Origin of the sequence: Micromonospora sp. NBC_01412 (genome assembly GCF_045040215.1) — a bacterium.
GTDB lineage: Bacteria > Actinomycetota > Actinomycetes > Mycobacteriales > Micromonosporaceae > Micromonospora > Micromonospora rubida.
The window spans coordinates 4,922,107-4,945,853 of the sequence record NZ_CP109528.1; the positions used below are offsets into that span (position 1 = coordinate 4,922,107).

Here is a 23,747-nt window from a genome sequence, read left to right on the forward strand (position 1 = left end):
CACCCACACCCATCGGGGAGGTCGGCGCATGGGCGAGCGCAGCGACGACGGCACGGGCGGATGCCCGGTCACCGGCGGTCCGACCATGCCCGACGCCGCTGAGCGCGCCGGGGCCGAGCACGATGCGGTCAGGTCCGGCGGGACGACGCCCGGTGCCGACCGGGGCGACGGGGCCGGGAGCGGCGTGCCGGACGACGGCCGGACCGAGCTCGGCGCCACCGTGATCGCGCTGACCGCCGACGACATCGAGCCGGCCCGGCGGCGGCAGTTGCTGACCCGGCTCGTCGGGCAGGTGCGCGTCCGAGGGCTCGCCGACCTGTTCAAGCCGAGGGCCGCCGTGCGCTGGATGACCGACGCCGTCGCCGAGGTCGCCCCGCACGTGCCCGTCCGTGACCTGGCCACCCTGCGCCGGCACTTCCCGGGCTTGGACGACGAGGCGCTGGCCGACCGGCTGATCCGTAACGCCGCCCGGACGACCGCCGGGATCGGCGCGGCCGGCGGTGGGGTCGCGGCCGTGGAGTGGACGGTCGCCCCCACGCTCCTCTCCGCGCCGGTGCTGTTGGCCGCCGAGACGGTCGCGGTCGTGGCCGTCGAGCTGAAGATGATCGGCGAGCTGCACGAGGTGTACGGCGCCCCGCTGCCCACCGGCGGCAGCCAGCGGACCGTGGCCGTGGTCCAGTCCTGGGCCGGCCAGCGCGGGATCAATCCGATGCTGCCGGGGGTGGGCGTCGGCGCGGTGCTCGGCACGGCGGCTCGCAAGGAACTGCGGGACACCCTGCTCAAGCGCTTCGGTCGAAACCTGACCACCCTCGGCCCGTTCCTGACCGGGGCGGCGGTGGCCAGCTACCTCAACCGGCGGGCCACCCGGTCCCTCGCCGACCAGCTCCGTGCCGACCTGCGCAGGCAGCGCCGGACGTTGCCCGGCGGCGGCAACCCGCCCGCGCTGCCCTGAGCCGGCCCCGGCAGGGTCAGGAGGCGGCGTCGTGCTGGCGCTGGCCGGCCTCGTGGTGGCCTGGGCACCGGGCGGCGAGGAGCGCCGCGGCGAGGCGTACCGGGTCACGGGTGCTGACCACCCAGAACGGGGTGGGGTCGGCGGGGTCGTCGAGCACCACCTGCACCGCCCCGGCGATCCACGGACGCTGGACCACGAAGGCGAGCGGGTCGGCCCCGACGCCGAGCACCTCGCGGCGGCCCGCGGCGTCCAGCGGGACGGCGTCGGCCACGAACCGCACCGGCAGCCGGGCGTCGTCGACCCGCAGCTCCCCGTCGGCCACCGCGACCCGGATCCGTCCCAGCCACCACAGGGCGGCGACCGCCGCCGGCGGCAGCACCACGAACGGCAGCCAGCCGCGCACCCCCTCGGCGCCCATCCACAGCTCCACGGCGAAGAAGCCGCCGAGCGCCAGGCCGGCCAGCCAGGCCCACCAGGGCAGGCTGAGCCGCTCCGCGTAGGCGGTGGTCACGGCGGTGGCGGGCGGCGAGGACGGCGATCTGCTCACTCCTGCAAGGGTACGGCGCACGACGGGCGGTCGACCCGGCAGGATGGCAGGGTCACCCCGTGAACCGGACGGAAGAGGAAGACCGTGACCGACGACGTACCCGTGCCCGTACGGCTGCTTGACCATGGGCTGCCGCTGCCGGCGTACGCCCATCCCGGCGACGCCGGGGCCGACCTGATGGCCGCCGCGGACGTGGAACTGCCCCCCGGCGGGCGGGCCCTGGTCCCCACCGGCGTGGCGATCGCCCTCCCGGAGGGGTACGTCGGCCTGGTGCACCCCCGGTCCGGTCTGGCGGCCAGGCTCGGCGTGACGGTGCTCAACGCGCCCGGTACGGTCGACGCCGGCTACCGGGGTGAGATCCTCGTCAACCTGATCAACCATGATCGGGAGGCGCAGGCGAAGATCTCCCGTGGCGATCGGATCGCGCAGCTCGTTGTCCAGCGGGTGGAGCGGGTCGATTTCCGGCCGGTGGCCGAGCTGCCGCCGTCCCGGCGGGGCGCCGGCGGGCACGGCTCGACCGGTGGACACGCCGGGCTCGTCCCGCCGTCGGCGGACCGGGCCAGCGGCCAGTCGGAAGAGGTGGCAGGGTGAGCGCGAACAGCGGAGGGTGGGCGCAGTGATCTTCTCCCGAAAGCGGGCCGGTGGCGGTCGGCAGGACCGTGACGAGCGGGCCACCGAGGTCCTGGACGGGCAGGTCGACGAGGGGCCGGAGCGCGGCCCGTACGACGTCGACGCGGCCCCTGACGGGGTGCAGCGGCTCGACCTGGGCAGCCTCCACATCCCGGCGGTGGCCGACGTCGAGGTGCGCGTGCAGGCCGACCCGCAGGGCGTGATCCAGCAGGTCGTCCTCGTGCACGGCGAGAGCGCGTTGCAGCTCGGCGTCTTCGCCGCGCCCCGCTCCGACGGCATCTGGGACGAGGTGCGCGAGGAGATCCGCCAGTCCCTGTTCAACGACGGCGTCGCCGCCCAGGAGGTGCAGGGCGAGTACGGCCCCGAGCTGCGCGCTCGGGTGCGCACCCCGGACGGCCTGACCGACCTGCGGTTCGTCGGCGTCGACGGCCCCCGCTGGATGGTCCGCGGCGTCTTCCAGGGCGCCGCCGCCACCGACCCGGCCGCCGCCGGCCCGCTGGCCGAGTGCCTGGACGGGCTGGTCGTCGACCGTGGCCAGGAGGCCAAGCCGGTGCGCGAGCCGCTGCCGCTGCGGCTGCCCCGCGAGGTCGCCGATCAGGCCGGCGAGGGTGCCTCCGAGGCCCCGGGCCCGATCGAGGTCTGACCCGGCATCCGCCCGTGGCCCGGGACGGGCCGTCGGCGCTCCGCGCCAACGGCCCGTCCCGGGCGGCCGGGCGGCCGGGCGGCCGGGCGGCCGGGCGGCCGGGCGGCCGGGCGGCCGGGCGGCCGGGTGGCCTGCCCTGTCCGCCGCTCGGCGTACGCTGGCGGGACGGCCCGGCACGCGCGGGGCCGCACCGGCCGCCGGCGCGGCCGGCCGGCGGAGGAGAGGGTGACGCGGAGGTCATGACGACCGACGAGGGCAGCAGGGTGTCGCTGCGGCGACTCCTGCACCGGCTCACCGCGAGCGAGGCCGAGATCGAGGCGCAGGAGCTGCGCCGGGAGAGCGCGCAGTCCGGCGGCACGCCGGCACGGCAGTGCATGCGCGGCCAGGTGGTCTCGGTCACCGGAAGGTTGCGTACCGTGGTCTACACTCCTCGAACCAACCTTCCCACGCTGGAGGCCGACCTGTACGACGGCAGCGACGTGGTGACCCTGGTCTGGCTCGGCCGGCGGCACATCGCCGGCATCGAGCCGGGGCGTCACCTGACGGCCCGAGGACGGGTGGCGGTGCGGGACGACCGCAAGGTCATCTACAACCCGTACTACGAGCTGGAGTCGCCGAAGTGACGGCGCGAACGCCGGGAACGGGAGAAGAGACGCGATGACCACCGGACAGCACCGGACGACCGAACCGGGGACCGGCCCGGAGGACTCCGAGCGGCTGCCGAGCCTCGCCGAGCAGATGGCCGACCAGCTCGGCGGCTGGCGCGGGTTGGTCGAGTCCAGCATCCCGGTGGTCGTCTTCGTGATCGCCAACATCCTCGGCGAGCTGCGACCTGCGGTGATCGCCTCGGTGGCCGTGGGCCTGCTCATCGCCGGGCTGCGGCTGGCCCAGCGCCGGCCGGTGCGGCACGCGGTCAACGGCCTGGTCGGCATCGGCTTCGGCGCGGCGATCGCCTGGCGCACCGGCGACGAACGCGACTTCTACCTCCCGGGCATCCTCTACGGCATCGGGTACGGGCTGGCCCTGCTCGTGTCGGCGGCGATCCGGCAGCCCCTGGTGGGCTGGATCTGGTCGGTGCTGGTGGCCAAGGGGCGCTCGGAGTGGCGGGACGACCCGCGCCTGGTGCGCACCTTCACCCAGCTGACCGTGCTCTGGGGCGTGGTGTGGCTGGCGAAGGTCGGCGTGCAGGCCGGGCTCTACCTCGCCCACCAGGACACCGCCCTCGGCGTCGCCCGGCTGGCCCTGGGCTACCCGCCGTACGCGCTGCTGCTGCTGATCACGGTGTGGACGGTGCGCCGGGTGACCCGCGAGGCCGCCGCCCCGGAGCCGCTGCCCGGGGCCTGAGCCGCCCACGCCCGCGACCGGCGTGCGCCCCGCTGCCCGGCGCCCCCCGCCCGGCCCTCGCCCGGCCGGGGAAGCCTGCTCAGCGTGCGCCGCGGGTCCGCTCGACGCTGTCCGGGCCCAGGATCACCGTGCGGACCTCGTCCTCCACCTCGGCGGTGCAGACGAAGACCAGCTCGTCGCCGGCCTCGATCGGGTCGTCCGGGCTGGGCACCAGCACCCGCTTGCCACGCAGGATCGCCACCAGGGCGGCGTCCCGGGGGAGTGGCACCGCGTGGATCGGCTGCCCCACGTACGGGGCGGTCGGCGGCAGGGTGATCTCCACCAGGTTCGCCTCGCCCTGACGGAACGTCATGAGCCGCACCAGATCGCCGACGGTGACCGCCTCCTCGACCAGGGCCGCCATCACCCGTGGCTTGCTCACCGAGACGTCGACGCCCCACTGCTCGGTGAACAGCCACTCGTTCTCGGCCCGGTTGACCCGGGCCACCACCCGGGGCACCGCGAACTCGGTCTTGGCCAGCAGCGACACCACCAGGTTGACCTTGTCGTCCCCGGTTGCCGCGACCACCACGTCGCAGCCGGCGATGTTGGCCTCCTCCAGGCTGGCCAGCTCGCACGCGTCGGCGAGCACCCAGTCGGCGGCGGGCACCCGGTCCGGCCGCAGCATCCGGGGCTGACGCTCGATCAGCATCACCTGGTGGCCGTTGTCGATCAACTCCTGGGCGATCGAGCGGCCCACGTTGCCGGCGCCGGCGATGGCGATCCGCATCTTCAGTGCGCTCCTTCCGGCGGGCTCCCCGCCGCCGACGTGACCGACGCCATGATGTCGTCGGTGACCAGCATGAAGACCTGGTCGCCCTCCTGCACGACGGTGGACCCGGTGGGCAGCGTGCCGATGCCGAAGCGGGACAGGTACGCCACCCGGGCGCCGGCCGCCGCCTCGACGGCCCGCAGCGGCCGGCCGATCCAGTCCTTGTGCACCGGCACCTCGATGATCGACACGGTGCTGGTCGGGTCCCGGAAGATCTCGACGTTGCCCTCGGGGACCAGGTGCCGCAGCATCCGGTCGGCTGTCCACCGGACGGTGGCCACGGTGGGGATGCCCAGCCGCTCGTAGACCTGCGCCCGGCGCTGGTCGTAGATCCGGGCGGCCACCCGGGAGACGCCGAAGGTCTCGCGGGCCAGCCGGGCCGAGATGATGTTCGAGTTGTCGCCGCTGGAGACCGCGGCGAAGGCGTCCGCCCGCTCGATGCCGGCCTGTCGCAGCACCTCGCCGTCGAAGCCGGCGCCGGTGACGGTGACGCCGGCGAAGTGCGGGCTGAGCCGGCGGAACGCGTCGGCGTCCTGGTCGATGACCGCCACCGAGTGCCCCCGGGACTCCAGAGTCTGGGCCAGCGTCGAGCCGACCCGGCCGCAGCCCATGATCACGACATGCACGGTGTCCCTCCCAAAGGTGCGCGCACCCGCCCGGCCTCGCCGGTGACCTGTTCGACTGCGAGCCTGCCACGTCCTGGTCGCCGGCGGGGGACGACGGTACCGCGCCTCCCCACGACCCCACGCTCCGCCACCCCCGGCGACCGCGGGGCGGTGGTCGTACCCTTAGCGCTTGTGGCCAGTCCCACCTCGCTGCTGAAGCGGCTGCTCGTCGGTCGACCGTTCCGGTCCGACCGGCTCGAGCACACCCTCTTGCCGAAGCGCATCGCGCTGCCCGTCTTCGCCTCCGACGCGCTGTCCAGCGTCGCGTACGCCCCGGACGAGATCCTGCTGACGCTGTCCATCGCGGGCGCGTCGGCGTTCTTCTTCTCGCCGTGGATCGCCCTGGCGGTGGTCGTGGTGATGCTGACGGTGGTGGCCAGCTACCGGCAGAACGTGCACGCCTACCCCTCCGGCGGCGGCGACTACGAGGTGGCCACGGTCAACCTCGGCCCCCGGGCCGGCGTCGCGGTGGCCAGCGCCCTGCTGGTCGACTACGTGCTCACCGTCGCCGTGTCGGTCTCCTCCGGGGTGGCCAACCTGGGCTCGGTGGTGCCGTTCGTGGCCACCCACAAGGTGCTCATCGCGGTCACCGCGGTGGCGTTGCTCACCGCGGTGAACCTGCGCGGCCTGCGCGAGTCCGGCACCGCTTTCGCCATCCCGACGTACGGCTTCGTGATCGTGATGGGCGGGATGATCCTCACCGGTCTGATCCGGGTGTTCATCCTCGGCCACGACCTGAACGCCCCGAGCGCCGGACTGGAGATCCAGGCCGAGCACAGCGTCACCGGGTTCGCCCTGGTCTTCCTGCTGCTGCGCACCTTTTCCTCCGGCTGCGCCGCGCTCACCGGGGTGGAGGCGATCTCCAACGGGGTGCCGGCGTTCAAGACGCCGAAGAGCCGCAACGCCGCCACCACCCTGCTGCTGCTCGGCACCATCTCGGTGAGCATGCTGGTCGGCATCATCTGGCTGGCCCGGCTGACCGGGCTCCAGTTCGTCGAGGACCCGGCGCGGCAGATCCTCTCCGGCCCCGACGGGTACGTGCAGAAGACCGTCACCGCCCAGCTCGGCGAGACGGTGTTCGGCTCCGGGTCGATCCTGCTGTACGTGGTCGCCGGGGTGACCGCGCTGATCCTCTTCCTGGCCGCGAACACCGCGTTCAACGGTTTCCCGGTGCTCGGTTCGATCCTCGCCCAGGACCGCTACCTGCCCCGGCAGTTGCACACCCGGGGCGACCGGCTGGCGTTCTCCAACGGAATCATCCTGCTGGGCGTCTTCGCGGTGGTGCTGATCGTCGGCTTCCAGGCCGAGGTGACGAGGCTGATCCAGCTCTACATCGTCGGCGTCTTCGTCTCGTTCACGCTCTCCCAGGCCGGCATGATCCGGCACTGGAACCGGCACCTGCGCACCGAGCGGGACGTCCAGGCCCGGCGCCGCATGATCCGGTCCCGGGCGATCAACACCTTCGGCATGGCGATGACGGGCGCGGTGCTGGTCGTCGTGCTGATCACCAAGTTCCTGCTCGGGGCCTGGATCGCCATCGTCGCGATGGCGCTGCTCTACGTGCTGATGCTGGCCATCCGGCGGCACTACGACCGGGTCGCCGCCGAGCTGGAGCCGACCGAGGCCCGAGGTGTGCTGCCCGCCCGCAACCACGCCATCGTGCTGGTCAGCAAGCTGCACCAGCCGACCCTGCGGGCTATCGCGTACGCCCGGGCCACCCGGCCGGACACGCTGACGGCGGTGACGGTGAACGTCGACGAGAAGGACACCCGGTACCTTCAGGCCGACTGGGAGCGCCGGGAGCTGCCGGTGCCGCTGACCGTGATCGACTCGCCGTACCGGGAGATCACCCGGCCGATCCTCGACTTCGTGGCCAACACCCGCCGGGAGTCGCCGCGCGACGTGGTCACGGTCTTCATCCCCGAGTACGTCGTCGGGCGCTGGTGGGAGAACCTGTTGCACAACCAGAGCGCGCTGCGCCTGAAGGGGCGGCTGCTGTTCGAGCCGGGTGTGATGGTGACCAGCGTGCCGTGGCAGCTCGCCTCGACCGCAGGCAAGAACCTCGACCGGCTGGACGCGACCCTGAGCCGGGGCCCCGCCCGGGGCCCCCGGGTCGCCCCGCGCAGCACCCTGCCGCCGCCGGCCCCGCCGGTGGCCTCCACCCCGCCCGCCGAGAGCACCCCGATCGAGGGAGATCAACGATGACCGCAGTGGACGTGGGCGACGGCGACCGGCACGGGCCGCCGGACGCCGGGCTGCCGGACGCCGGGCTGCCGGACGCCGGGCTACCGGACGCCGAGCCTGGCGACGGGGAGCGGCGCGGGCTGGAGGAGGCCGAGCGGGTCGAGCTGACCGTCGACGCGGTCGCCCCCGGCGGGCACTGCGTGGCCCGGGTGGACGGCCAGGTGGTCTTCGTCCGGCACGCGCTGCCCGGCGAGCGGGTGGTCGCCGAGGTCACCGAGGTGCACCGGGGGTTCGTCCGGGCCGACGCGGTAACGGTGCTCGACGCCGCCCCGGAGCGCGTCGAGCCGCCCTGCCCGTACGCGGGGCCCGGCCGTTGCGGCGGCTGCGACCTCCAGCACGTCGCGCCCCAGGCCCAGCTCGGCTGGAAGACGTCGGTGGTGCGCGAGCAGCTCAGCCGCCTCGCCGGCCTCACCGACTCCGAGATCGACCGGCTCGGCGTTGCGGTCGTGGCGCTGCCCGGCGGGCCGCTCGGCTGGCGCTCCCGGGTCCGCTACGCGGTCGACGCCGCCGGCCGGGCCGGGCTGCTCAAGCACCGCTCGCACGAGGTGGTGCCGATCGACCGCTGCCTGATCGCCCACCCGGCGATCCAGGAGCTGCCGGTGCTCACCCCGAGTGGGGCCCGCTGGCCCGAGGCGGACGCGGTGGAGACCGTGGCCTCCACCGGCGGCGACGTCACCGTCACCGCCCTGGCCGACGGGGTGCCCACCCCGGTCGACGGGCCGCCGACGGTCCGTGAGGTGGCCGCCGGCCGGGACTGGACGCTGCCCGCGTCCGGCTTCTGGCAGGTGCACCCGGCCGCGGCGGACACCCTGGTCGACGCCGTGCTCGACCTGCTCGACCCGAAGCCGGGCGAGTCGGCCTGGGACCTCTACGGCGGGTCGGGGCTGTTCGCCGCCGCGCTTGTCGGGCGGGTCGGCCCGGACTCCCGGGTCACCGTCGTCGAGTCCGCCGCGCCGAGCGTCGCCGCCGCCCGGGAGAACCTGCGGGACCTGCCCCGGGTCGAGGTGGTGGCGGCCCGGGTGGAGACCGCGCTGGCCCGCCGCCGGATCATCGGGCCGGTGGACCTGGTGGTGCTGGACCCGCCGCGCACCGGGGCGGGCGCGCAGGTGGTGCGGGACGTGGTGACCGCCTCCCCGCGCGCCGTGGCGTATGTGTCCTGCGACCCGGCCGCCTTCGCCCGGGACGTGCGGACGTTCGCCGAGGCGGGGTGGCGGCTGGCGGAACTGCGCGGCTTCGACCTGTTCCCGATGACCCAGCACGTCGAGGTGGTCGGGCTGCTGCTGCCGCCGGCCGCCGGGAGGTAGCCGGTCGTGCGGATCGTCGGGCTGATGTCGGGAACGTCGTACGACGGGGTGGACGTGGCCGCGGCGGAGTTCACGGTCGACGGGGACACCCTGCGGCTGCGTCCGTTGGGGTTCGCCAGCCTGGACCTCGACGACGGGCTGCGGGCGGAGATCGGGGCGCTGCTGCCGCCGAACCCGACCACGATCGAGGCGGTCTGCCGGCTGGACAACCGCCTCGGCGAGGTGTTCGCCGAGGCGGCGGCGCACGGGGTGGAGCTGGCCGGCGGGCGGGTCGACGCGGTCGTCTCGCCCGGGCAGACCGTGTTCCACTGGGTCGACGGGGGCCGGGCGCGGGGCACCCTCCAACTCGGCACGCCGGCCCGGGTGGCCGCGCGGGTGGGCGTACCGGTGCTGTCGGACCTGCGGTCGGCGGACGTCGCGGCCGGCGGGCAGGGCGCGCCCCTGGTGCCGGCCTTCGACGCGCTGCTGCTGGGCGGCCGTGCCGGGCCGCCCCGGGCGGCGCTGAACCTGGGCGGCATCGCCAACCTCACCGTGGTCGCGCCGGGCGCCCCGGTCCTCGGGTACGACGTGGGCCCGGCCAACGCCCTGCTCGACGCGGCGGCCCGGCGGTTCCTCGGCCGCCCCTGCGACCTCGACGGGGCCCGGGCGGCGGCCGGCCGGGTGCATCCCGGGCTGCTGGAGCTGCTGCTCGCCGAGCCGTACTACGCCGCGCCGCCGCCGAAGTCCACCGGCAAGGAGCTGTTCCACGCCGGCTACCTGGACGACCGGCTCGCCGCGCTCGACGGGCCGGTGGCCGCCGACGACGTGCTCGCCACGCTGACCGAGCTGACCGCCCGGACGGTCGCCGCCGAGTGCGACCGGCACGGGGTGGCCGAGGTGGTGGCCGCCGGGGGCGGGGTGCGCAATCCCACACTCCGGGGCCGGCTGGCCGCGCTCGGCGAGGGCCGGTGGCGGCTGCGCGCCAGCGACGAGCTGGGGGTGCCGACCCAGGCCAAGGAGGCGTACGCCTTCGCCCTGCTCGGTTGGCTCTCCTGGCACGGCCTGCCAGGGGCGATCCCGTCGGTCACCGGGGCCCGGGAGGCGGCCGTGCTGGGCTCCTGGACGCCGTCCGGGCCGGCCCGCTCCGCGCCACCGGTCGCCCCGCCCCGGCGGCTGGTGATCACGGGCTGACTGTCCCCCCGGTCAGGGGGGTGGTCGCCGGCCGGGCTGCGGACTACCGGACGGCCGATAGACTCTTCGCTCATGAGCGTTGAAGAGGACACGGCCAACCACGGCCGGCTGCTGGGCACGGTGCGGGGTCCGCAGGACGTGAAGCGGATGACCGCCGAGCAGCTGGACATCCTCGCCGCCGAGATCCGCGACTTCCTGATCGCCAAGGTCTCCCGCACCGGTGGACACGTCGGGCCCAACCTGGGCGTGGTGGAGCTGACCCTGGCGATGCACCGGGTCTTCGACTCCCCCCGGGACCGGCTCCTGTTCGACACCGGCCACCAGGCGTACGTGCACAAGATCCTCACCGGCCGGCAGGACGGCTTCGACAAGCTGCGCCAGCGCGGCGGCCTCTCCGGCTACCCGAGCCAGGCCGAGAGCGAGCACGACCTGGTCGAGAACTCGCACGCCTCCACCGCCCTGTCCTACGCCGACGGCCTGGCCAAGGCGTACGCGCTGCGGGGCGAGCAGCGCAGCGTGGTCGCCATGGTCGGCGACGGCGCGCTGACCGGCGGCATGTGCTGGGAGGCGCTGAACAACATCGCCACCGCCGGCAACCCCCTCGTCATCGTGGTCAACGACAACGGCCGGTCGTACGCGCCGACCATCGGCGGCCTGGCCGACCACCTCTCCTCGCTGCGGCTCAACCCCGGCTACGAGAGGATCCTCGACACCGTCAAGGACGCCCTCGGCTCGACCCCGCTGGTCGGCCGGCCGATGTACGAGGTGCTGCACGCGGTCAAGAAGGGCATCAAGGACGCGGTCGCCCCGCAGGCGATGTTCGAGGACCTGGGCATCAAGTACGTCGGCCCGGTCGACGGCCACGACCTGGAGGCGGTCGAGTCCGCGCTGCGGGCCGCGAAGAACTTCGGCGGCCCGGTGATCGTGCACGCGGTCACCCGCAAGGGCTACGGCTACCGCCCCGCCGAGGAGGACGAGGCGGACCGCCTGCACGGCCCCGGCGGCGCGTTCGACGTGGAGACCGGCAAGCTGGTCGCCGCCCCCTCGGTGAAGTGGACCCACGTCTTCGCCGACGAGCTGGTCGCGATCGCCGACTCCCGGCCCGACGTGGTGGGCATCACCGCCGCGATGGCCGAGCCCACCGGCATCGCCAAGCTGGCCCGCAAGCACCCCGGGCGGGTGTACGACGTCGGCATCGCCGAGCAGCACGCCGTCACCTCGGCCGCCGGGCTGGCCCTGGGCGGGCTGCACCCGGTGGTGGCGGTCTACGCGACCTTCCTCAACCGGGCCTTCGACCAGGTCCTGCTCGACGTGGCGATGCACAAGCTGCCGGTGACGTTCGTGCTGGACCGGGCCGGGATCACCGGCCCGGACGGGCCGAGCCACTACGGCATGTGGGACATGGCCGTCTTCGGGGTGGTGCCGGGCCTGCGCATCGCCGCACCCCGGGACGCCGCGACCCTGCGCGAGGAACTGCGCGAGGCGGTCGCCGTGGACGACGGCCCGACCATCGTCCGGTTCCCGACCGGCACCGTCGCCGCCGCCCTGCCGGCCGTGCGCCGGGTGGGCCCGGTCGACGTGCTGACCGAGTCGGCCCGCGCCGATGTGCTGCTGGTCGCGATCGGCTCCTTCGGGCACCTCGGCATGGAGGTCGCCACCCGGCTCGCCGAGCAGGGCTACGGGGTGACCGTGGTCGACCCGCGCTGGGTCCGGCCCATCCCCGCCGAGCTGGTCGAGCTGGCCGCCGCCCACCGCCTCGTCGTCACCGTCGAGGACGGGGTCCGGGTCGGCGGGGTCGGCGACGCCCTCGCCCAGGCGATGCGGGACGCCGACGTCCGGGTGCCGCTGCGCGACCTGGGCGTGCCGGCCGACTGGCACCCGCACGGCACCCGCGCGCAGATCCTCGCCGACCTGGGCCTCACCGCCCAGGACATCGCCCGGGACGTCACCGGGTGGATCTCCCGCCTGGACGACCAGCAGGTCGAGCCGGTGCACCTGCCGACCGGCGGAAACTGAAAGAAGGGCCCCTGCTCACCCGTCCCGGTGCCGAAGCTCGCCGGGGCGGGGCGGGGCTCGGCGCCGGGGCCCGGGTCGAGGAAGGCCATCCTGGCCAGGTTGTCCACCGCGCCGAACGGCGCGAACAGGGCGTCGGCCAGCGTGTTCGTGGCCAGCACGTCGAGCGTCCGGTTGGCCACGAACGCGGGCGCCGCCGGACCAGCGCGTACACCGGCCGCTACACGGTGACCGGCAACCACCTCGACTACGTCGACGACACCGGCTTCACCGCCACCGGCGACATCCGCGACGGGGTTCTCTACCACGAGCACCTCGTGCTGTACCGCGAGTCGTGACCGGCGACCCCGAGCCCGTCGAGCCGCACCGCACCGACTGGAGAGCACCGACCATGAACGCCCACCCCCACGACCGGGCCCCGCTCCTCGGCGAGCTGCCGGCGGCGTCCGCCGCCTGACCGGCCGCGCCGGCGCCGGCCCCGCTGCGGGCCGGCGTCAGCGACCGCCGACCGAGCGGTAGTAGGTCTTCTCCGCGCCGGCCAGGCTGAAGGTGGCCTTGCTCACCGGCTGTGGCACCACCACCAGCCCGGGGCGGTTGACCAGCCGGGGGGTGCCCGGCGGCACCGACAGCGAGCTGTACCGGCTGGACCGCCAGCTCAGCACCACCAGCGGCTGGCCCGGCACGGGCAGCACGTACGCCTGCAGGGTGTTGGCCCGGTCGGCCGGCGAGAACACCGGGTCGCCGCCGTCGGCCGGCCGGTACACCACCGCGGTCATGGTGCCCGCGTCGGTCTCCCAGCTCAGCTGCTCCAGGTCGGCCGGGTCACCCCCGCCCAGCGCCACCTCGCCCAGGGCGCGGACGCTCACCTTCGCCATCGGCCAGGACTCCGGCACCGAGCGGGGCGCGTCCCGGTCGCCGATCCGGCGGGGGACGCTGCCGAACGGGCCCTGCTCGTCGGCGAGCACGCAGGTGTCCAGGCCGTCCAGCGCCCGCCGGCCCGAGCCGGTCTCGTCCCGGACCAGGGGGTACCGCGGGTCCGTGGTGGCCGTACCGAGGTCGAGCAGGCGGTCGGCGGCCCGGCCGCGCGGCAGCGACCGGGTGACCCGCAGCGTCGCGGTCAGCGCCACGGCCCGGCAGGCCGGCACGTCCACCGGGTCGGTCAGCCCGTCGCGGCTGGACAGCGCCCGGCCCTTGGGGCCGAGCAGCCGTTCCACCCGCCCGGAGAGCAGGTAGCGACGCCCGTCGTCGGTCTGCACGGGCAGCACGTCGGAGTAGACGAGGTAGCCGGGCTCGGTGTACTCGCTGGCCCGGTCGACCACGTACCGGTCGCCGTCGCGGGTCAGCTGGAGCAGCCAGGAGGCGCTCTCGCCGGGAACGTCGGCGGCCACCAGGGCCAGCGGGGCGCCGTCCACCTCACCGGACCACAGGATCCCGGACGAGGGTAGGTGCGCGCGGTCGTCGGCCGGCGTCCGCCAGGACCGGACCGCCTCGGTGACCGCAGCCGTCGCGGCGCTGTCGCCGGCCAGCCGTCCCCGCGCGGGCCACACCCGCAGCGTCCCGTCCAGGCTGTCGTAGCCGACGGGGAGGACGTCCGGTTTCCGCTCGGCCACCGGCCCGCAGGCCGTGCCGGCCAGCAGCAGGGTGAGCAGTGCGGTGGCCGTCATGCCGCGCCGGCGGGCTGAAGCCACCTGTACGCCCCCGATCGCGTCGCCCGGTCGTGTTCGCGCCCCACATGGTACGAGACGCCCGGACCGCGCGGACCGGCACCTCGCGCTGTCCCGTGAGCTGCGGCGGGACCGACCACATAGGACCGCCCGGTGATTTCGGGGCCTTCGCCGGCTCCGGTAGACTCCGCCGACTGTGACCCCTGCCGAGCCCCGTGGAGACTTCCCCCCGGTTCCCGACGCTCCCGTGGGGCCCGCCGCCCGGACAACGGTGGGGACCGCCGAGCCGTCGGCCGCCCCGCGGCCGGTGGCCACCGACCAGCCGGCCCCCGCCGATGCGCCGGCCGCCCCGGCCGCCGCCGATGCAGATGCCGATGCCGTGCCCGAGGATGTGGCCCGGGTCACGGCGGAGCCGGGCGGGGCCCGCAAGCGGGGCCGGCGGTGGACGACCCGGCGGCGGGACCTCGCCGTGTACGGCCTCTTCCTGCTCGCCGCGCTCTGGGTGACCGGCCGGATCTGGGTCGACCCGGCGGGCCGGGTCGCGTCGCTGTACAGCAGCGACCCGGCGCAGGTGCAGTTCTTCCTCGCCCACAGCGTGCGGGTGGTGCTGCACGGGGAGTTCCCGTTCTACACCGACCAGTTCAACTTCCCCGACGGGGTCAACCTGATGGCCAACACGGCCATCCTGGCGCTCGGCATCCCGATGGTGCCGGTGACCCTGCTCTTCGGGCCGGCCGTGTCATTCGTGGTGCTGGTCACCCTCGGCCTCGCCGGCACCGCCGCGGCCTGGTACCGGGTGCTCTCCCGGCACGTGGTGCGCACCCCGCTGGCCGCCGCCGTCGGCGGCTGGTTCTGCGGCTTCTCCCCGGCGATGCTCTCGCACGCCAGCTGGCACCCGAACATCATCAGCCAGTTCCTGCTGCCGTTCATCGTCTGGCGGGTGCTGGTGATCACCCGGTCGCGCCGGCCGGTCCGGGACGGGGCGCTGCTGGCCCTGCTGGTGGCCGTGCAGGCGTTCATCAACGAGGAGATCCTGCTCTTCACCGCGATGGCCTGCGGGGTGTTCCTGATCGCCATGCTGGTGCAGCGGCCCGCGCTCTGGTCGGCGGCGTGGCGGCCGTTGGGCGTCGCGGTGGCGGTGTGCGCCGTGCTGGCCGGGGCGCTGCTGGCGTACCCGCTCTACGTGCAGTTCGCCGGGCCGATGGCGTACCACGGGCTCAGCGACGCGGTCCGGGACTACGGCAACGACATCGCCGCCTTCTTCGCCCCGGGCTCGCCCACCCTCGGCGGCAACGAGCGGGCCAACGTCAACCTGGCCCCGAACTACTCCGAGGAGAACGCCTTCTTCGGCTGGAGCCTCGCGCTGCTGTCCGTCGGCATCGTGTTCTGGCTGCGCCGCGAGCCGGTGGTCCGGGCGCTCGCCGCGACCGGGGCGTTCTTCGCGGTGCTCTCCCTCGGCGAGCGGGTCTCCTGGTGGGACCGGGAGCTGTTCACCGGCCCGTGGGAGCTGCTGGTGGGGGTGCCGCTGCTGGACGCGGTGGTGCCGACCCGGTTCGGGATGATCACCACGGCGGTGATCGGCGTACTGCTGGCGCTCGCCGTCGAGCGGATCTGGTCGCTGCGGCCGGCCGAGGCCCGGACCGTGCGTACCCTCGGCGTCGGCGCGCTGGCGCTGGCGCTGCTGCCGATCACGCCGATGCCGCTGAAGGTCACCTCGCGCCCGGCGGTGCCGAAGTTCATCACCGCCGACCGGTGGCGGGAGTACGTCGGGGCGGACCAGACCCTGGTGCCGATCCCGGTGCCCAGCATGGGCAACACCCACGGGATGCGGTGGGCCGCGTCCACCAACCTCGACTTCAAGATCCCCGGGGGCTACTTCCTCGCCCCGCGCAACGGCAACACGGGCGACCCGGGACGCTTCGGCGGCCGGCCCAGCGGGGTCGGCAAGCTGCTGGAGGAGGTGGCCACCACAGGCCGGACGCCGGAGCTGGACGACCGGCAGCGCCGCCGCTCCCTCGACGAGCTGCGGCACTGGCGGGCCGCCGTCCTGGTGCTCCCCGTCGGCCAGCACAACGCGGAGCCGCTGCGGCGTACCGTCGAGGAGCTGGTCGGCCCCGGGCGCCGTGAGCTGGACGTGTGGGTCTGGGACGTCCGGACGCTGACGGCCCCGACGGCCTGATGGCAGCCCCGGTCGCGCCCGCCGCCGGCGACCCGGAGGGGGCCGGCGGGCCGAAGCCGGCCCGGAACGCGAAGCCGGCCCGGAACGCGAAGCCGGCCGGTGGGCCCATCCCCGGCGGCGCGTCGGCCGGCCGCCGTCCCCGGCGGGTGCGGGGCTTCGACGTCGCGGTGATCGCCGGCTACCTCGGCCTGGCGGTGCTGCTCACCGGCGGGCAGTGGGGGCGCCCCGATCGGCTGTTCCACCAGGACAACGACCAGATGCTGTTCGAGTGGATGCTGGCCCGGGCGGCCCGTGCCGTCACCGGGCCGGAGAACCCGCTGCACAGCACGGCCCTGAACGCGCCGGACGGGGTCAACCTGATGGCCAACACCTCGGTGCTCGGGCTGGGCGTGCCGCTGACCCCGGTGACGCTCCTGCTCGGCACCCAGCCGGCGTTCCTGGTGGCGGTGGTCGCCTGCCTCGCCGGCACCGCCACCGCCTGGTACGTCCTGCTGGCCCGCCGGCTCGTCGGCTCCCGGGTCGCCGCCGCCGTCGGCGGCCTGGTCTGCGGCTTCGCCCCCGGCATGGTGGCCCAGGCCGGGGCGCACCTGCACATGGCCGCTCAGTTCCTGGTGCCGCCGATCCTGGCGCTGGTGTTCCGGCCGGACTCCGGCCGGGTCGGCCGGCGCGGGGTGGCGCTCGGGCTGCTGGTGGCGTACCAGGTCTTCCTCGGCGAGGAGGTGCTGGTGTTCCTGGCGCTCGCCGCCGGCGTGCTGGCCGTCGCGTACGGTCTCGCCGACCGGGCGGCGGCCCGCCGGCTGGCGCCAGCATTCCTCGGCCGGATCGGGGTGGGCGCGCTGGTGGCGGGGGCGCTGCTGGCGTACCCGCTGTGGTTCCAGTTCGCCGGGCCGGGCCACTACCGGGGGATGCCGTTCGACGCGCCGGGGTTCCGGCTCGACGCCGCCTCGTTCACCGCCTCGGCCCGGCAGACGGTGCTCGGCGACGATCACCTGCCCGGCCTGCTGGCTCCGAACCCGACCGAGGAGAACTCGTTCTTCGGGCCGGGCCTGCTGGTGCTCGCCGTGGTGATCGTGATCTGGCTGTGGCGTCGTCCGCTGGTCCGGGCGCTGGCGGTGGTCGGGCTCGGGGCCGCCCTGTTCTCCCTCGGCACGGTCGTCCGGGTGGACGGGGTGTCGACCGGGTTGCCCGGGCCGTACCGGCTCGTCGCCGGGGTGCCGCTGCTCGACCTGGTGGTGCCGGCCCGGTTCGCGCTGGTCTGCGTACCGGTGCTGGGGGTGCTGGTCGCCCTGTCCCTGGACCGGATCCGGTCGGCAGCCGTCGCCCCAGGCGACGGCCGGGCCGGCGGGCCGGCGGTGCCGGTGCGGCTGCTCTGGGGCGGCGCGGTGGCCGCCGCGCTGCTCCCGCTCGCGCCCACCCCGATCCGCACCGTGCCGGTGTGGCCGGTGCCGGCCTTCGTGGCCGACGGCGGCTGGCGGGCGTACGTGCCGGCCGGCCGGACGCTGGTGCCCGTGCCGCCGGTCACCGGGGCCGGGGTCAGCCCGGCGACGTTCTGGTCGGCCCGGACCCGGCTGGCGTTCACCGCCCCGGGCGGTTACTTCATCGGCCCCCGCGCCGCCGACGACCCGACCGCCCGCTGGGGCGCCCCGGACCGTCCGACGGCCCTGCTGCTGCGCCGGGTGGCCGAGACCGGACAGGTGCCGGTGCTGACCGACGAGGACCGCCGGCAGGCGGCGGTGGACCTGCGGCACTGGCGGGCCGCCGTGCTGGTGCAGGGCGGCCTGGACCGGGGCGACCCGGTCCGCCGCACCGTCGACCAGCTCGTCGGCCCCGGCCGCGAGATCGACGGCGCCTGGGTGTGGGACGTGCGCCGCCTGGTGGGCTGACGCCCCCCGGCGGGGCCGCCTCCCGGGGCGTGGGGGGAGGAAAAGGTGACCCCTTCGCCACCTGTCAGCGCGGCCCGGCACCTGGTTACCTGGCGGACGACGATGGTCCACCAGAGAAAGCAGGACATGATGGCTATCCTCCGCCGAGCCCTCGCCGTCTCCGCCGCGATCGCCGCCGCGGGCGCCGGGGTGCTGGTCAACGCGTCGCCGGCGCTGGCCAGCACTCCGGCCAGCTGCTCCAGCGTCCGCCAGATCGGCACCACCCGGGTGCTGACGGTGGGCGGCATGCAGGCCGCGTCGGTCAAGCAGTACTACGGCTGCGGCTACAACTACGCCTACATCTACGTGTGGGAGCAGTACCGCAACACCCACTCGAACTGGGACCTGTACGTCCACGTGATCGACCACACGGACAGCGGCTCGGACTACGGGGTGGGCGAGGTCAACAACACCACCCGGTCGGAGCTGTGGGGCGCGCCGGCCAACACCGCCGCGCACTGCACGCACGTGACCGGCTACCTCAACTCCACGGGCGGCTCGACCAGCACGGTCTGCTGACGTCGTCCCCGGCCGGGGCGCGCCCGACCGCGCCCCGGCCCGCCCCCGCACCCTGATCCGACGAGAGGACTTCATGAGCGTCACCCACAGGCTGGCGAGCGTCGGCACGGTCGCCGCGCTGGCCGCCACCGCGGTCGCCGTCACCGGCGCCCCGGCCCAGGCCGCCGCCTACAACGGCGCCTGCGGCAGCGGCTACACCGTGATCGACAAGATGGACGCCGGCAACGGCCGGGGAACCATCTTCCTGACGTACAACAGCGGCTGGAACTGCGTCGTCACCGTCACCAACACCCCCGGCACCAAGCAGTTCATGTCGGCGATGGTGGAGCGCTCCGGCGCGAACTGGGTCAGGGACGAGGGCACCTACAGCCAGTACGCCGGCCCGGTCTACGCGTACGCCCCGAACGACTGCGTCGACTGGGGCGGCATCGTCGGCGACAAGTACATCCGCATGATCGAGTGGGACGACCACTGCGGCTGAGCTCACGCCTCACCCGGCCGGCGACCCGTCCCCCATCCGGGGCACGGACCGCCGGCCGTCGGTGGGCGGCTCACCCGACCAGCGGGCGGACGTCCCAGAGCCAGACGTCGTCGACCCGCCGCGCCGGGCCGAGCAGGGCGGTCATCAGGTCGCGCAGGACCGCCTCGCGGGGGTGCGCGCCGAGGACGACCACCGACGCCTTCCAGTAGCGCAGGTCCTCGACCGCCTGGCGACGGTTCTCGTCGGTGAGCGGCGGCAGCGTGCCGGCGTCCATCGTGGAGTAGACCAGGGTGCTGGTCGGTCGGTTCGGGGCGCCGAAGACGCCCTCGCCGTCGGCGTTCGGGCCGATGAAGTAGCCGCCGGGGATCGGGAACGCGTGCCCGGTCAGCGCGCTCCACCGCAGGGTGGGCAGGCCGTGCACGTTGCTGGGGATCGGCACCGGCACCAGGGTCCGGCCCGCCGGCACGTAGGGCCGCCAACCGCCGGCCGTGATGAAGCGCGGCGGCGGGTCGATCTGCTGGGCCGGCAGCGGCCGGGGCACCAGCGGCAGCACGGCGAGCGCGACGGCGGCGTACCCGACCGGGCGGAGCCAGCGGCGCGCCCGGGCCTGCCCGGCGGTGGGGCCGGCCGTGGAGCCGGTCCGGGCCCCGGCGGCCTGCGGCGGGGCCGCCGCGCCGGTGGTGCCAGCGGACGAACGGGGGGCCGGCACCACCGGCGCGGGGGCCTGCGCGGTGCGGGCCAGGGCGTCCCAGGCCAGGGCGAGCAGCACGCCGAGGGCGGCGGCCACCACCAGGGCCAGCCGGGTGGGCATCATCATCTCCACCAGCGGCAGGTCGTCCGGGATGTACGCCCAGGGGCCGTCGACCGTGGTCTCCGCGCCGTCGAAGCGCACCACCGGGCCGATCGAGGCGACGGTGAAGACCACCACCAGCACGGCGACGATCCGGGCCGCCAGCGACCGGCGGACTAGCAGCACCAGGGCGACCAGCGCCACCAGCACCAGCGGCCAGCCGAACCAGGTGTTCTGCTCGGTCAGGCCGATGGTCTTCTCCACCGCCTCGTCCCCGGCGGCGGTGTCCCGGGCGAACGTCACGAAGGCCATCAGGTCCTCGCCCCAGTTGTGGAACACCCCGCCCTGCAGGCCCCGGTAGGACTGCGGGCCATTGAACTGGAACCAGATCGGGTACGCCGTGAGCAGCAGCGTCAGCCCGCCGCCGAGGCCGAGCGCGGCCAGGAAGCCGCCGACCCGCTGCCACGCCGCCCGGGGACGCTGCACCGCGTACGCGGCCACCACCACCAGCAAGCCCAGCGCGGTCAGCAGCAGCATCTCCTCGTTGATGAAGATCTGGTACGCCACCAGCAGGCCGAGCACCACCCCGTCGCGCCGCCAGCTCCGCCCCGGCTCGCCGAGCCGCAGCACCCGGGCCACGATCACCGGCAGCAGGTAGTTCGAGACGAAGTTCGGCTGCCCGTTGGCGTGGTGCACGATGCCGGGCGCGAAGCCGAGGAACGCGCCGCCGACGAACGCCGCCGCGCGCGAGCGCACCAGATGCCGCGACAGCATCCAGTACGACGTGCCGGCCGTCGCCGCGAGCGCCCCGCCGAGGTAGAGGGCGTACGTCACCTGCGGCCCGAACAGCCACGTCACCGGTGCCAGCGGCAGGGTGGCGCCGAGCACCGACGTGTTCGCCATCATGTTCACCCCGTCCGGGGCGTTCTGCCGCATGGAGAACAGCGGGTTCTCCAGGTGGCGCAGCGAGTACGCGCCGTGCGAGAAGAGCCACTCGAACCAGCTGTGGTCGGTCGGCAGGTGCGACGACACCCGGTGCTGGACGTCCCCCCAGTAGTTCAGGCACACGAGAACGCCGAGCAGCACATAGGCTCCGATGGCCAGGGCGTCGGCGCGGGTCGGTCGCCGCCGGGGCCGGCGCGGTGTGCCTGTGCCCGCCCCGTCGGGTCCGGCCGGGGCGGCCTGCGCCGCGACGGGTACGGAGTCGGAGTTCAGCGAGGGGTCTACCACCGGCACAGCCACGACGGGCCATCGTACAGACGCCGCCGTGTGGTGCCGGCCGGCCGGTGTGCCCGGCGCCGCCCGGGCGGGCCGGCACCCAGCTCGGGGAGGGACACCAGTGACCGTCATCGACCTCGGCGAGCTGCGCGGTGACGTCGCGCCGGACCCGCCGCCCCGCCCGCCCCTGGCGGTGGGCCGGCCGCTGCGGGTGGCGCTGGCCGGGGCCGTCGCCCTGCTCACCCTGGCCTCGTCCACGCCGGTCGCGCGGCCGGCCTCGGCGGTCGTCGCCGGCCGGCCCGGCGCCGAGGTCCGAGTCGCCGGCGGCCGGCTGTACGTGGCGGACCCGGAGACGTCCTCGGGCGGGACGCGCGAGGTGACCGCCTACGCGACCCCGAGCGGCGCGGGTGGCGCCCTGCGACCGCTGTGGCGCGCCTCGGGACCCGGCGGGGAGGGTCAGATCGAGGTGCTGGAGCAGGGCGGGTTCGTGCTGATCATCGGGCGCCGGGACGGCTGGGCCGAGACGGTCGCACTGGATACGGCGACCGGGCGGCAACGGTGGCGGCTTCCCGGCTACCCGGTTCCCACCGTCGGCGGCGGGCTGCTTCTTTTCGGGGGCGGCGACGAGACGACGGACCCCGTGCGCGTGGTCGACCTGTCGTCGGGGCGGCCCCGGTGGTCGGCGCCGGTGGACCGGGGCCGGATGGCCTACCGCCACCGGGGCGCGGAGATTGACCAGATCGTGCTGATCCCCGAGTCCGGGCGGATCGAGGTGCGGGACGCCGGGTCCGGGGCGGTCCTTCTCACCGGCGATTCGCGTCCCGGCGGAGCGCCGGGGTACCAGGGCGCCGGCCTTGCCGGGGACCTGCTGCTGGTGAGTGCCGCCAACGGGGTGGCGGGCGGCCACCGGGTCACCGCGTACGGGCTGGACGCGCTGGACCGGCGCTGGGAACTCGACCTGTCCCCGAACGAGTACCTGGAGGAGTGCGGCCACCTGCTCTGCGTCGGAGGCCGGGAAGCCGGGCTGTCGGCGCTCGACCCGGCGACGCACCGGCCCAGGTGGGTCAACCCGCGCTGGCAGTGGATCTTCGCGGCCCGGGGCGACCGGCTCCTCGTGGCCAGCAGAGCCCGCGTGGGGGGCATGGAGCTCGCCGTGCTGGACGCCGCCACCGGGCGGACGGTCGCCGAGCTGGGGGGTTGGGAGCCGGTGCTCAACCAGGGCCCGGACGAGCCGCTGTTCGGCACCCGGCGCACCCGGGAGGGCGGGCTGCTCGTCGCCGAGCTGGACCCGGCGCGGGCGGTGGCCCGGTGGCTCGACGTGCTGCCCGACGTGATGGGGGAATGCCTCTCCAGCGGCCGGGACCTGCTCTGCCGCCGCCAGAGCGGGGCGTACGGCTGGTGGCGGCTGCCCCGGTGACGCCCCGGCGCGGGGCCCGGGTCACCAGTTGGGCTGGGCGGGCGGCGGGGGCAGCGGCACGTCGGGCGGCCGGATGACGTAGACGATCCCGCCGCTGCTGCCCAGCCAGGCCGCCTCGAACCGGTGCCGGTCCACGGTCCGGCGCACGCCCGCGTCGTCCGGGGCGTACGGGTCGTTGAGCACCGGGTCGCCGTCGGCGGTGAACCCGACCAGCACCACGAGGTGCCCCTTGGTGTCGTAGTCCAGCCCCGGCACGTCGCCCCGGCGGTACGCGGCGGCGAGCACCAGCGGCAGCCCGGCGGCCACGAACGCGCCGGCCTCGGCCAGCGACCGCAGCCGGGTGACGAACGCGTCCATCCCGTGCCCGCCGGCGTACGCCGTGTTGAACGACCAGTTGCCCGCCCCGTCGAAGGCCGGGTCGTAGCAGTGCCGGGCGGCGTGCACCACCGCCGGCCGAGGGCCGGGTGGCGCGACCCAGGCGTACCGGTCGGGGGCCGGGCCGGCACCCCAGTGGTCCAGCACCATCGAGACGCTGGTCGGGCTGCACCAGGAGTCCCCGCCGCCGCCCCAGCGCCCCTCGTGCCCGCCGTGCAGCCGCTGCGAGTACCGGGGCACGTCCAGCACCCGGCCCCAGCCGGCCCGGTCGCCCTCGGTGGCCCGGTGCGTGCCGACCGGGGTGGCCGGCCGCGGGCCGGAGGCGACCGCGCCGAGCGCGCGCAGCACCGGGGTGGCGGTGCCACCGGCCGGGCGCAGCAGCGTCACCCGGGCCTGCCAGCCGGTGACCGTCGCGCCGGTGAAGACCAGGGTGTCCGTGTCCACCCGGGCGTCGGCGTCCTGCTGGCCGGGCACGGAGGTGCGGCCGAAGGGCTCGTCGTCGGCGGCCCAGCGGGCCAGCGCGTACCAGCCGGTGGCCGGGGCGTCGGCGTGCCAGCCGCGCAGCTCGACGAGGACGCCGCAGCCGTCGGGGGTGTCGGCGGCCCAGGAGGGGACCACATCGGCGACGGCGAACCCGGTGGACACCGGCGGCGAGGTCCAGCTCGCCGCGTCGTACCGGCGGGTGGGGTCGTCGGGGTGGGCGAGCTGGCCGGTGGGGGCGGCGAGCACCGCGCCGGCGGCGTCCGCGCGGACCCCGTTGCCGGCCCCGGCGGCCAGGTCGGCCGGGAGCCGGAAGCGCCGGTGGACGACGTCCCGCAGGGTGGTCGGGGCCGGTCCGGTCATCGCCGCTCCTTCCGCC

Annotated in this window: 22 protein-coding genes and 1 pseudogene; 16 read left to right on the forward strand and 7 right to left on the reverse strand. The window is 75.3% G+C overall.

Annotation, left to right across the window (positions count from 1 at the left end):
- The first annotated feature begins 85 nt into the window (after positions 1-85).
- Complete coding sequence (locus tag OG617_RS22505) at positions 86-952, forward strand: hypothetical protein (RefSeq protein ID WP_405103893.1); 867 nt, start codon at positions 86-88, stop codon at positions 950-952.
- A gap of 16 nt (positions 953-968) precedes the next feature.
- Here OG617_RS22505 and OG617_RS22510 read toward each other — a convergent pair whose 3' ends face one another.
- Entirely contained in the window at positions 969-1,499 is a 531-nt protein-coding gene (locus OG617_RS22510) for a DUF3093 domain-containing protein (protein WP_405094986.1), read from the reverse strand.
- An 84-nt stretch (positions 1,500-1,583) separates the two neighbouring features.
- On the opposite strand from OG617_RS22510, the gene dut reads away from it, so the two are divergent.
- The 4 genes from dut (at position 1,584) to OG617_RS22530 (ending at position 4,116) form a co-directional block, all read left to right on the forward strand.
- On the forward strand, positions 1,584-2,090 hold the full coding sequence (gene dut / locus OG617_RS22515) for a dUTP diphosphatase (RefSeq protein WP_405094987.1): 507 nt from the start codon (positions 1,584-1,586) through the stop codon (positions 2,088-2,090).
- Between the two features lie 25 nt (positions 2,091-2,115).
- Positions 2,116-2,772, forward strand: coding sequence for a DUF3710 domain-containing protein (locus OG617_RS22520; protein ID WP_405094988.1), 657 nt, complete (start codon positions 2,116-2,118; stop codon positions 2,770-2,772).
- Between the two features lie 239 nt (positions 2,773-3,011).
- Positions 3,012-3,395: an OB-fold nucleic acid binding domain-containing protein gene (locus OG617_RS22525; protein WP_350885180.1), complete on the forward strand. Its 384-nt coding sequence runs from the start codon at positions 3,012-3,014 to the stop codon at positions 3,393-3,395.
- 34 nt (positions 3,396-3,429) lie between these two features.
- Positions 3,430-4,116 (forward strand): DUF3159 domain-containing protein, encoded by a 687-nt coding sequence (locus OG617_RS22530; RefSeq protein WP_405094989.1) that lies wholly within the window; start codon positions 3,430-3,432, stop codon positions 4,114-4,116.
- A 79-nt stretch (positions 4,117-4,195) separates the two neighbouring features.
- Here the strand turns inward: OG617_RS22530 and OG617_RS22535 are convergent, their stop codons facing one another.
- Entirely contained in the window at positions 4,196-4,885 is a 690-nt protein-coding gene (locus OG617_RS22535) for a TrkA family potassium uptake protein (RefSeq protein ID WP_161688239.1), read from the reverse strand.
- A gap of 2 nt (positions 4,886-4,887) precedes the next feature.
- A complete protein-coding gene (locus OG617_RS22540) occupies positions 4,888-5,553 on the reverse strand; it encodes a potassium channel family protein (protein WP_405094991.1) in 666 nt (221 codons plus the stop codon).
- A gap of 171 nt (positions 5,554-5,724) precedes the next feature.
- Here OG617_RS22540 and OG617_RS22545 point away from each other — a divergent pair, with 171 nt between their 5' ends.
- From OG617_RS22545 to dxs, 4 genes are all read left to right on the forward strand, one after another.
- On the forward strand, positions 5,725-7,797 hold the full coding sequence (locus OG617_RS22545) for an APC family permease (protein ID WP_405094992.1): 2,073 nt from the start codon (positions 5,725-5,727) through the stop codon (positions 7,795-7,797).
- Positions 7,794-9,140 (forward strand): class I SAM-dependent RNA methyltransferase, encoded by a 1,347-nt coding sequence (locus OG617_RS22550; RefSeq protein WP_405094993.1) that lies wholly within the window; start codon positions 7,794-7,796, stop codon positions 9,138-9,140. The genes OG617_RS22545 and OG617_RS22550 overlap by 4 nt, the downstream gene beginning before the upstream one ends.
- Before the next feature lie 6 nt (positions 9,141-9,146).
- Positions 9,147-10,310: an anhydro-N-acetylmuramic acid kinase gene (locus OG617_RS22555; protein WP_405094994.1), complete on the forward strand. Its 1,164-nt coding sequence runs from the start codon at positions 9,147-9,149 to the stop codon at positions 10,308-10,310.
- 72 nt (positions 10,311-10,382) lie between these two features.
- On the forward strand, positions 10,383-12,326 hold the full coding sequence (gene dxs / locus OG617_RS22560) for a 1-deoxy-D-xylulose-5-phosphate synthase (RefSeq protein ID WP_405094995.1): 1,944 nt from the start codon (positions 10,383-10,385) through the stop codon (positions 12,324-12,326).
- 80 nt (positions 12,327-12,406) lie between these two features.
- On the opposite strand, the pseudogene OG617_RS22565 reads toward dxs, so the two are convergent.
- A pseudogene (locus OG617_RS22565) lies at positions 12,407-12,565 on the reverse strand (hypothetical protein); the annotation flags it as partial.
- Between OG617_RS22565 and OG617_RS22570 the strand changes: the two are divergent.
- A complete protein-coding gene (locus OG617_RS22570) occupies positions 12,551-12,661 on the forward strand; it encodes an Atu4866 domain-containing protein (RefSeq protein ID WP_405094996.1) in 111 nt (36 codons plus the stop codon). The pseudogene OG617_RS22565 and the gene OG617_RS22570 overlap by 15 nt on opposite strands.
- Positions 12,658-12,780 carry a hypothetical protein gene (locus OG617_RS22575; protein ID WP_405094997.1) on the forward strand — a complete coding sequence of 41 codons (123 nt, stop codon included), beginning with the start codon at positions 12,658-12,660 and terminating at the stop codon, positions 12,778-12,780. The genes OG617_RS22570 and OG617_RS22575 overlap by 4 nt, the downstream gene beginning before the upstream one ends.
- 37 nt (positions 12,781-12,817) lie before the next feature.
- Here the strand turns inward: OG617_RS22575 and OG617_RS22580 are convergent, their stop codons facing one another.
- Positions 12,818-14,011 carry a hypothetical protein gene (locus tag OG617_RS22580; RefSeq protein ID WP_405094998.1) on the reverse strand — a complete coding sequence of 398 codons (1,194 nt, stop codon included), beginning with the start codon at positions 14,009-14,011 and terminating at the stop codon, positions 12,818-12,820.
- Positions 14,012-14,378: 367 nt separating this feature from the next.
- Between OG617_RS22580 and OG617_RS22585 the strand changes: the two genes are divergently transcribed.
- The 4 genes from OG617_RS22585 to OG617_RS22600 all read left to right on the forward strand — a co-directional run bounded on the left by OG617_RS22585 (position 14,379) and on the right by OG617_RS22600 (position 19,088).
- On the forward strand, positions 14,379-16,166 hold the full coding sequence (locus OG617_RS22585; RefSeq protein WP_405103895.1) for a hypothetical protein: 1,788 nt from the start codon (positions 14,379-14,381) through the stop codon (positions 16,164-16,166).
- Positions 16,124-18,049 (forward strand): hypothetical protein, encoded by a 1,926-nt coding sequence (locus tag OG617_RS22590; RefSeq protein WP_405094999.1) that lies wholly within the window; start codon positions 16,124-16,126, stop codon positions 18,047-18,049. Before OG617_RS22585 ends, OG617_RS22590 begins: the two co-directional genes overlap by 43 nt.
- 129 nt (positions 18,050-18,178) lie before the next feature.
- Positions 18,179-18,607 carry a hypothetical protein gene (locus OG617_RS22595; RefSeq protein WP_405095000.1) on the forward strand — a complete coding sequence of 143 codons (429 nt, stop codon included), beginning with the start codon at positions 18,179-18,181 and terminating at the stop codon, positions 18,605-18,607.
- 73 nt (positions 18,608-18,680) lie between these two features.
- On the forward strand, positions 18,681-19,088 hold the full coding sequence (locus tag OG617_RS22600) for a spore-associated protein A (protein ID WP_405095001.1): 408 nt from the start codon (positions 18,681-18,683) through the stop codon (positions 19,086-19,088).
- Between the two features lie 70 nt (positions 19,089-19,158).
- On the opposite strand, the gene OG617_RS22605 is transcribed toward OG617_RS22600, so the two are convergent.
- Positions 19,159-21,120 carry a hypothetical protein gene (locus OG617_RS22605; protein ID WP_405095002.1) on the reverse strand — a complete coding sequence of 654 codons (1,962 nt, stop codon included), beginning with the start codon at positions 21,118-21,120 and terminating at the stop codon, positions 19,159-19,161.
- A gap of 97 nt (positions 21,121-21,217) precedes the next feature.
- On the opposite strand from OG617_RS22605, the gene OG617_RS22610 reads away from it, so the two are divergent.
- Positions 21,218-22,513, forward strand: a complete 1,296-nt coding sequence (locus tag OG617_RS22610; RefSeq protein ID WP_405095003.1) for a PQQ-binding-like beta-propeller repeat protein — start codon at positions 21,218-21,220, stop codon at positions 22,511-22,513.
- Between the two features lie 21 nt (positions 22,514-22,534).
- Here the strand turns inward: OG617_RS22610 and OG617_RS22615 are convergent, their stop codons facing one another.
- Positions 22,535-23,731 carry a C39 family peptidase gene (locus OG617_RS22615; RefSeq protein ID WP_405095004.1) on the reverse strand — a complete coding sequence of 399 codons (1,197 nt, stop codon included), beginning with the start codon at positions 23,729-23,731 and terminating at the stop codon, positions 22,535-22,537.
- Positions 23,732-23,747: the final 16 nt, after the last annotated feature.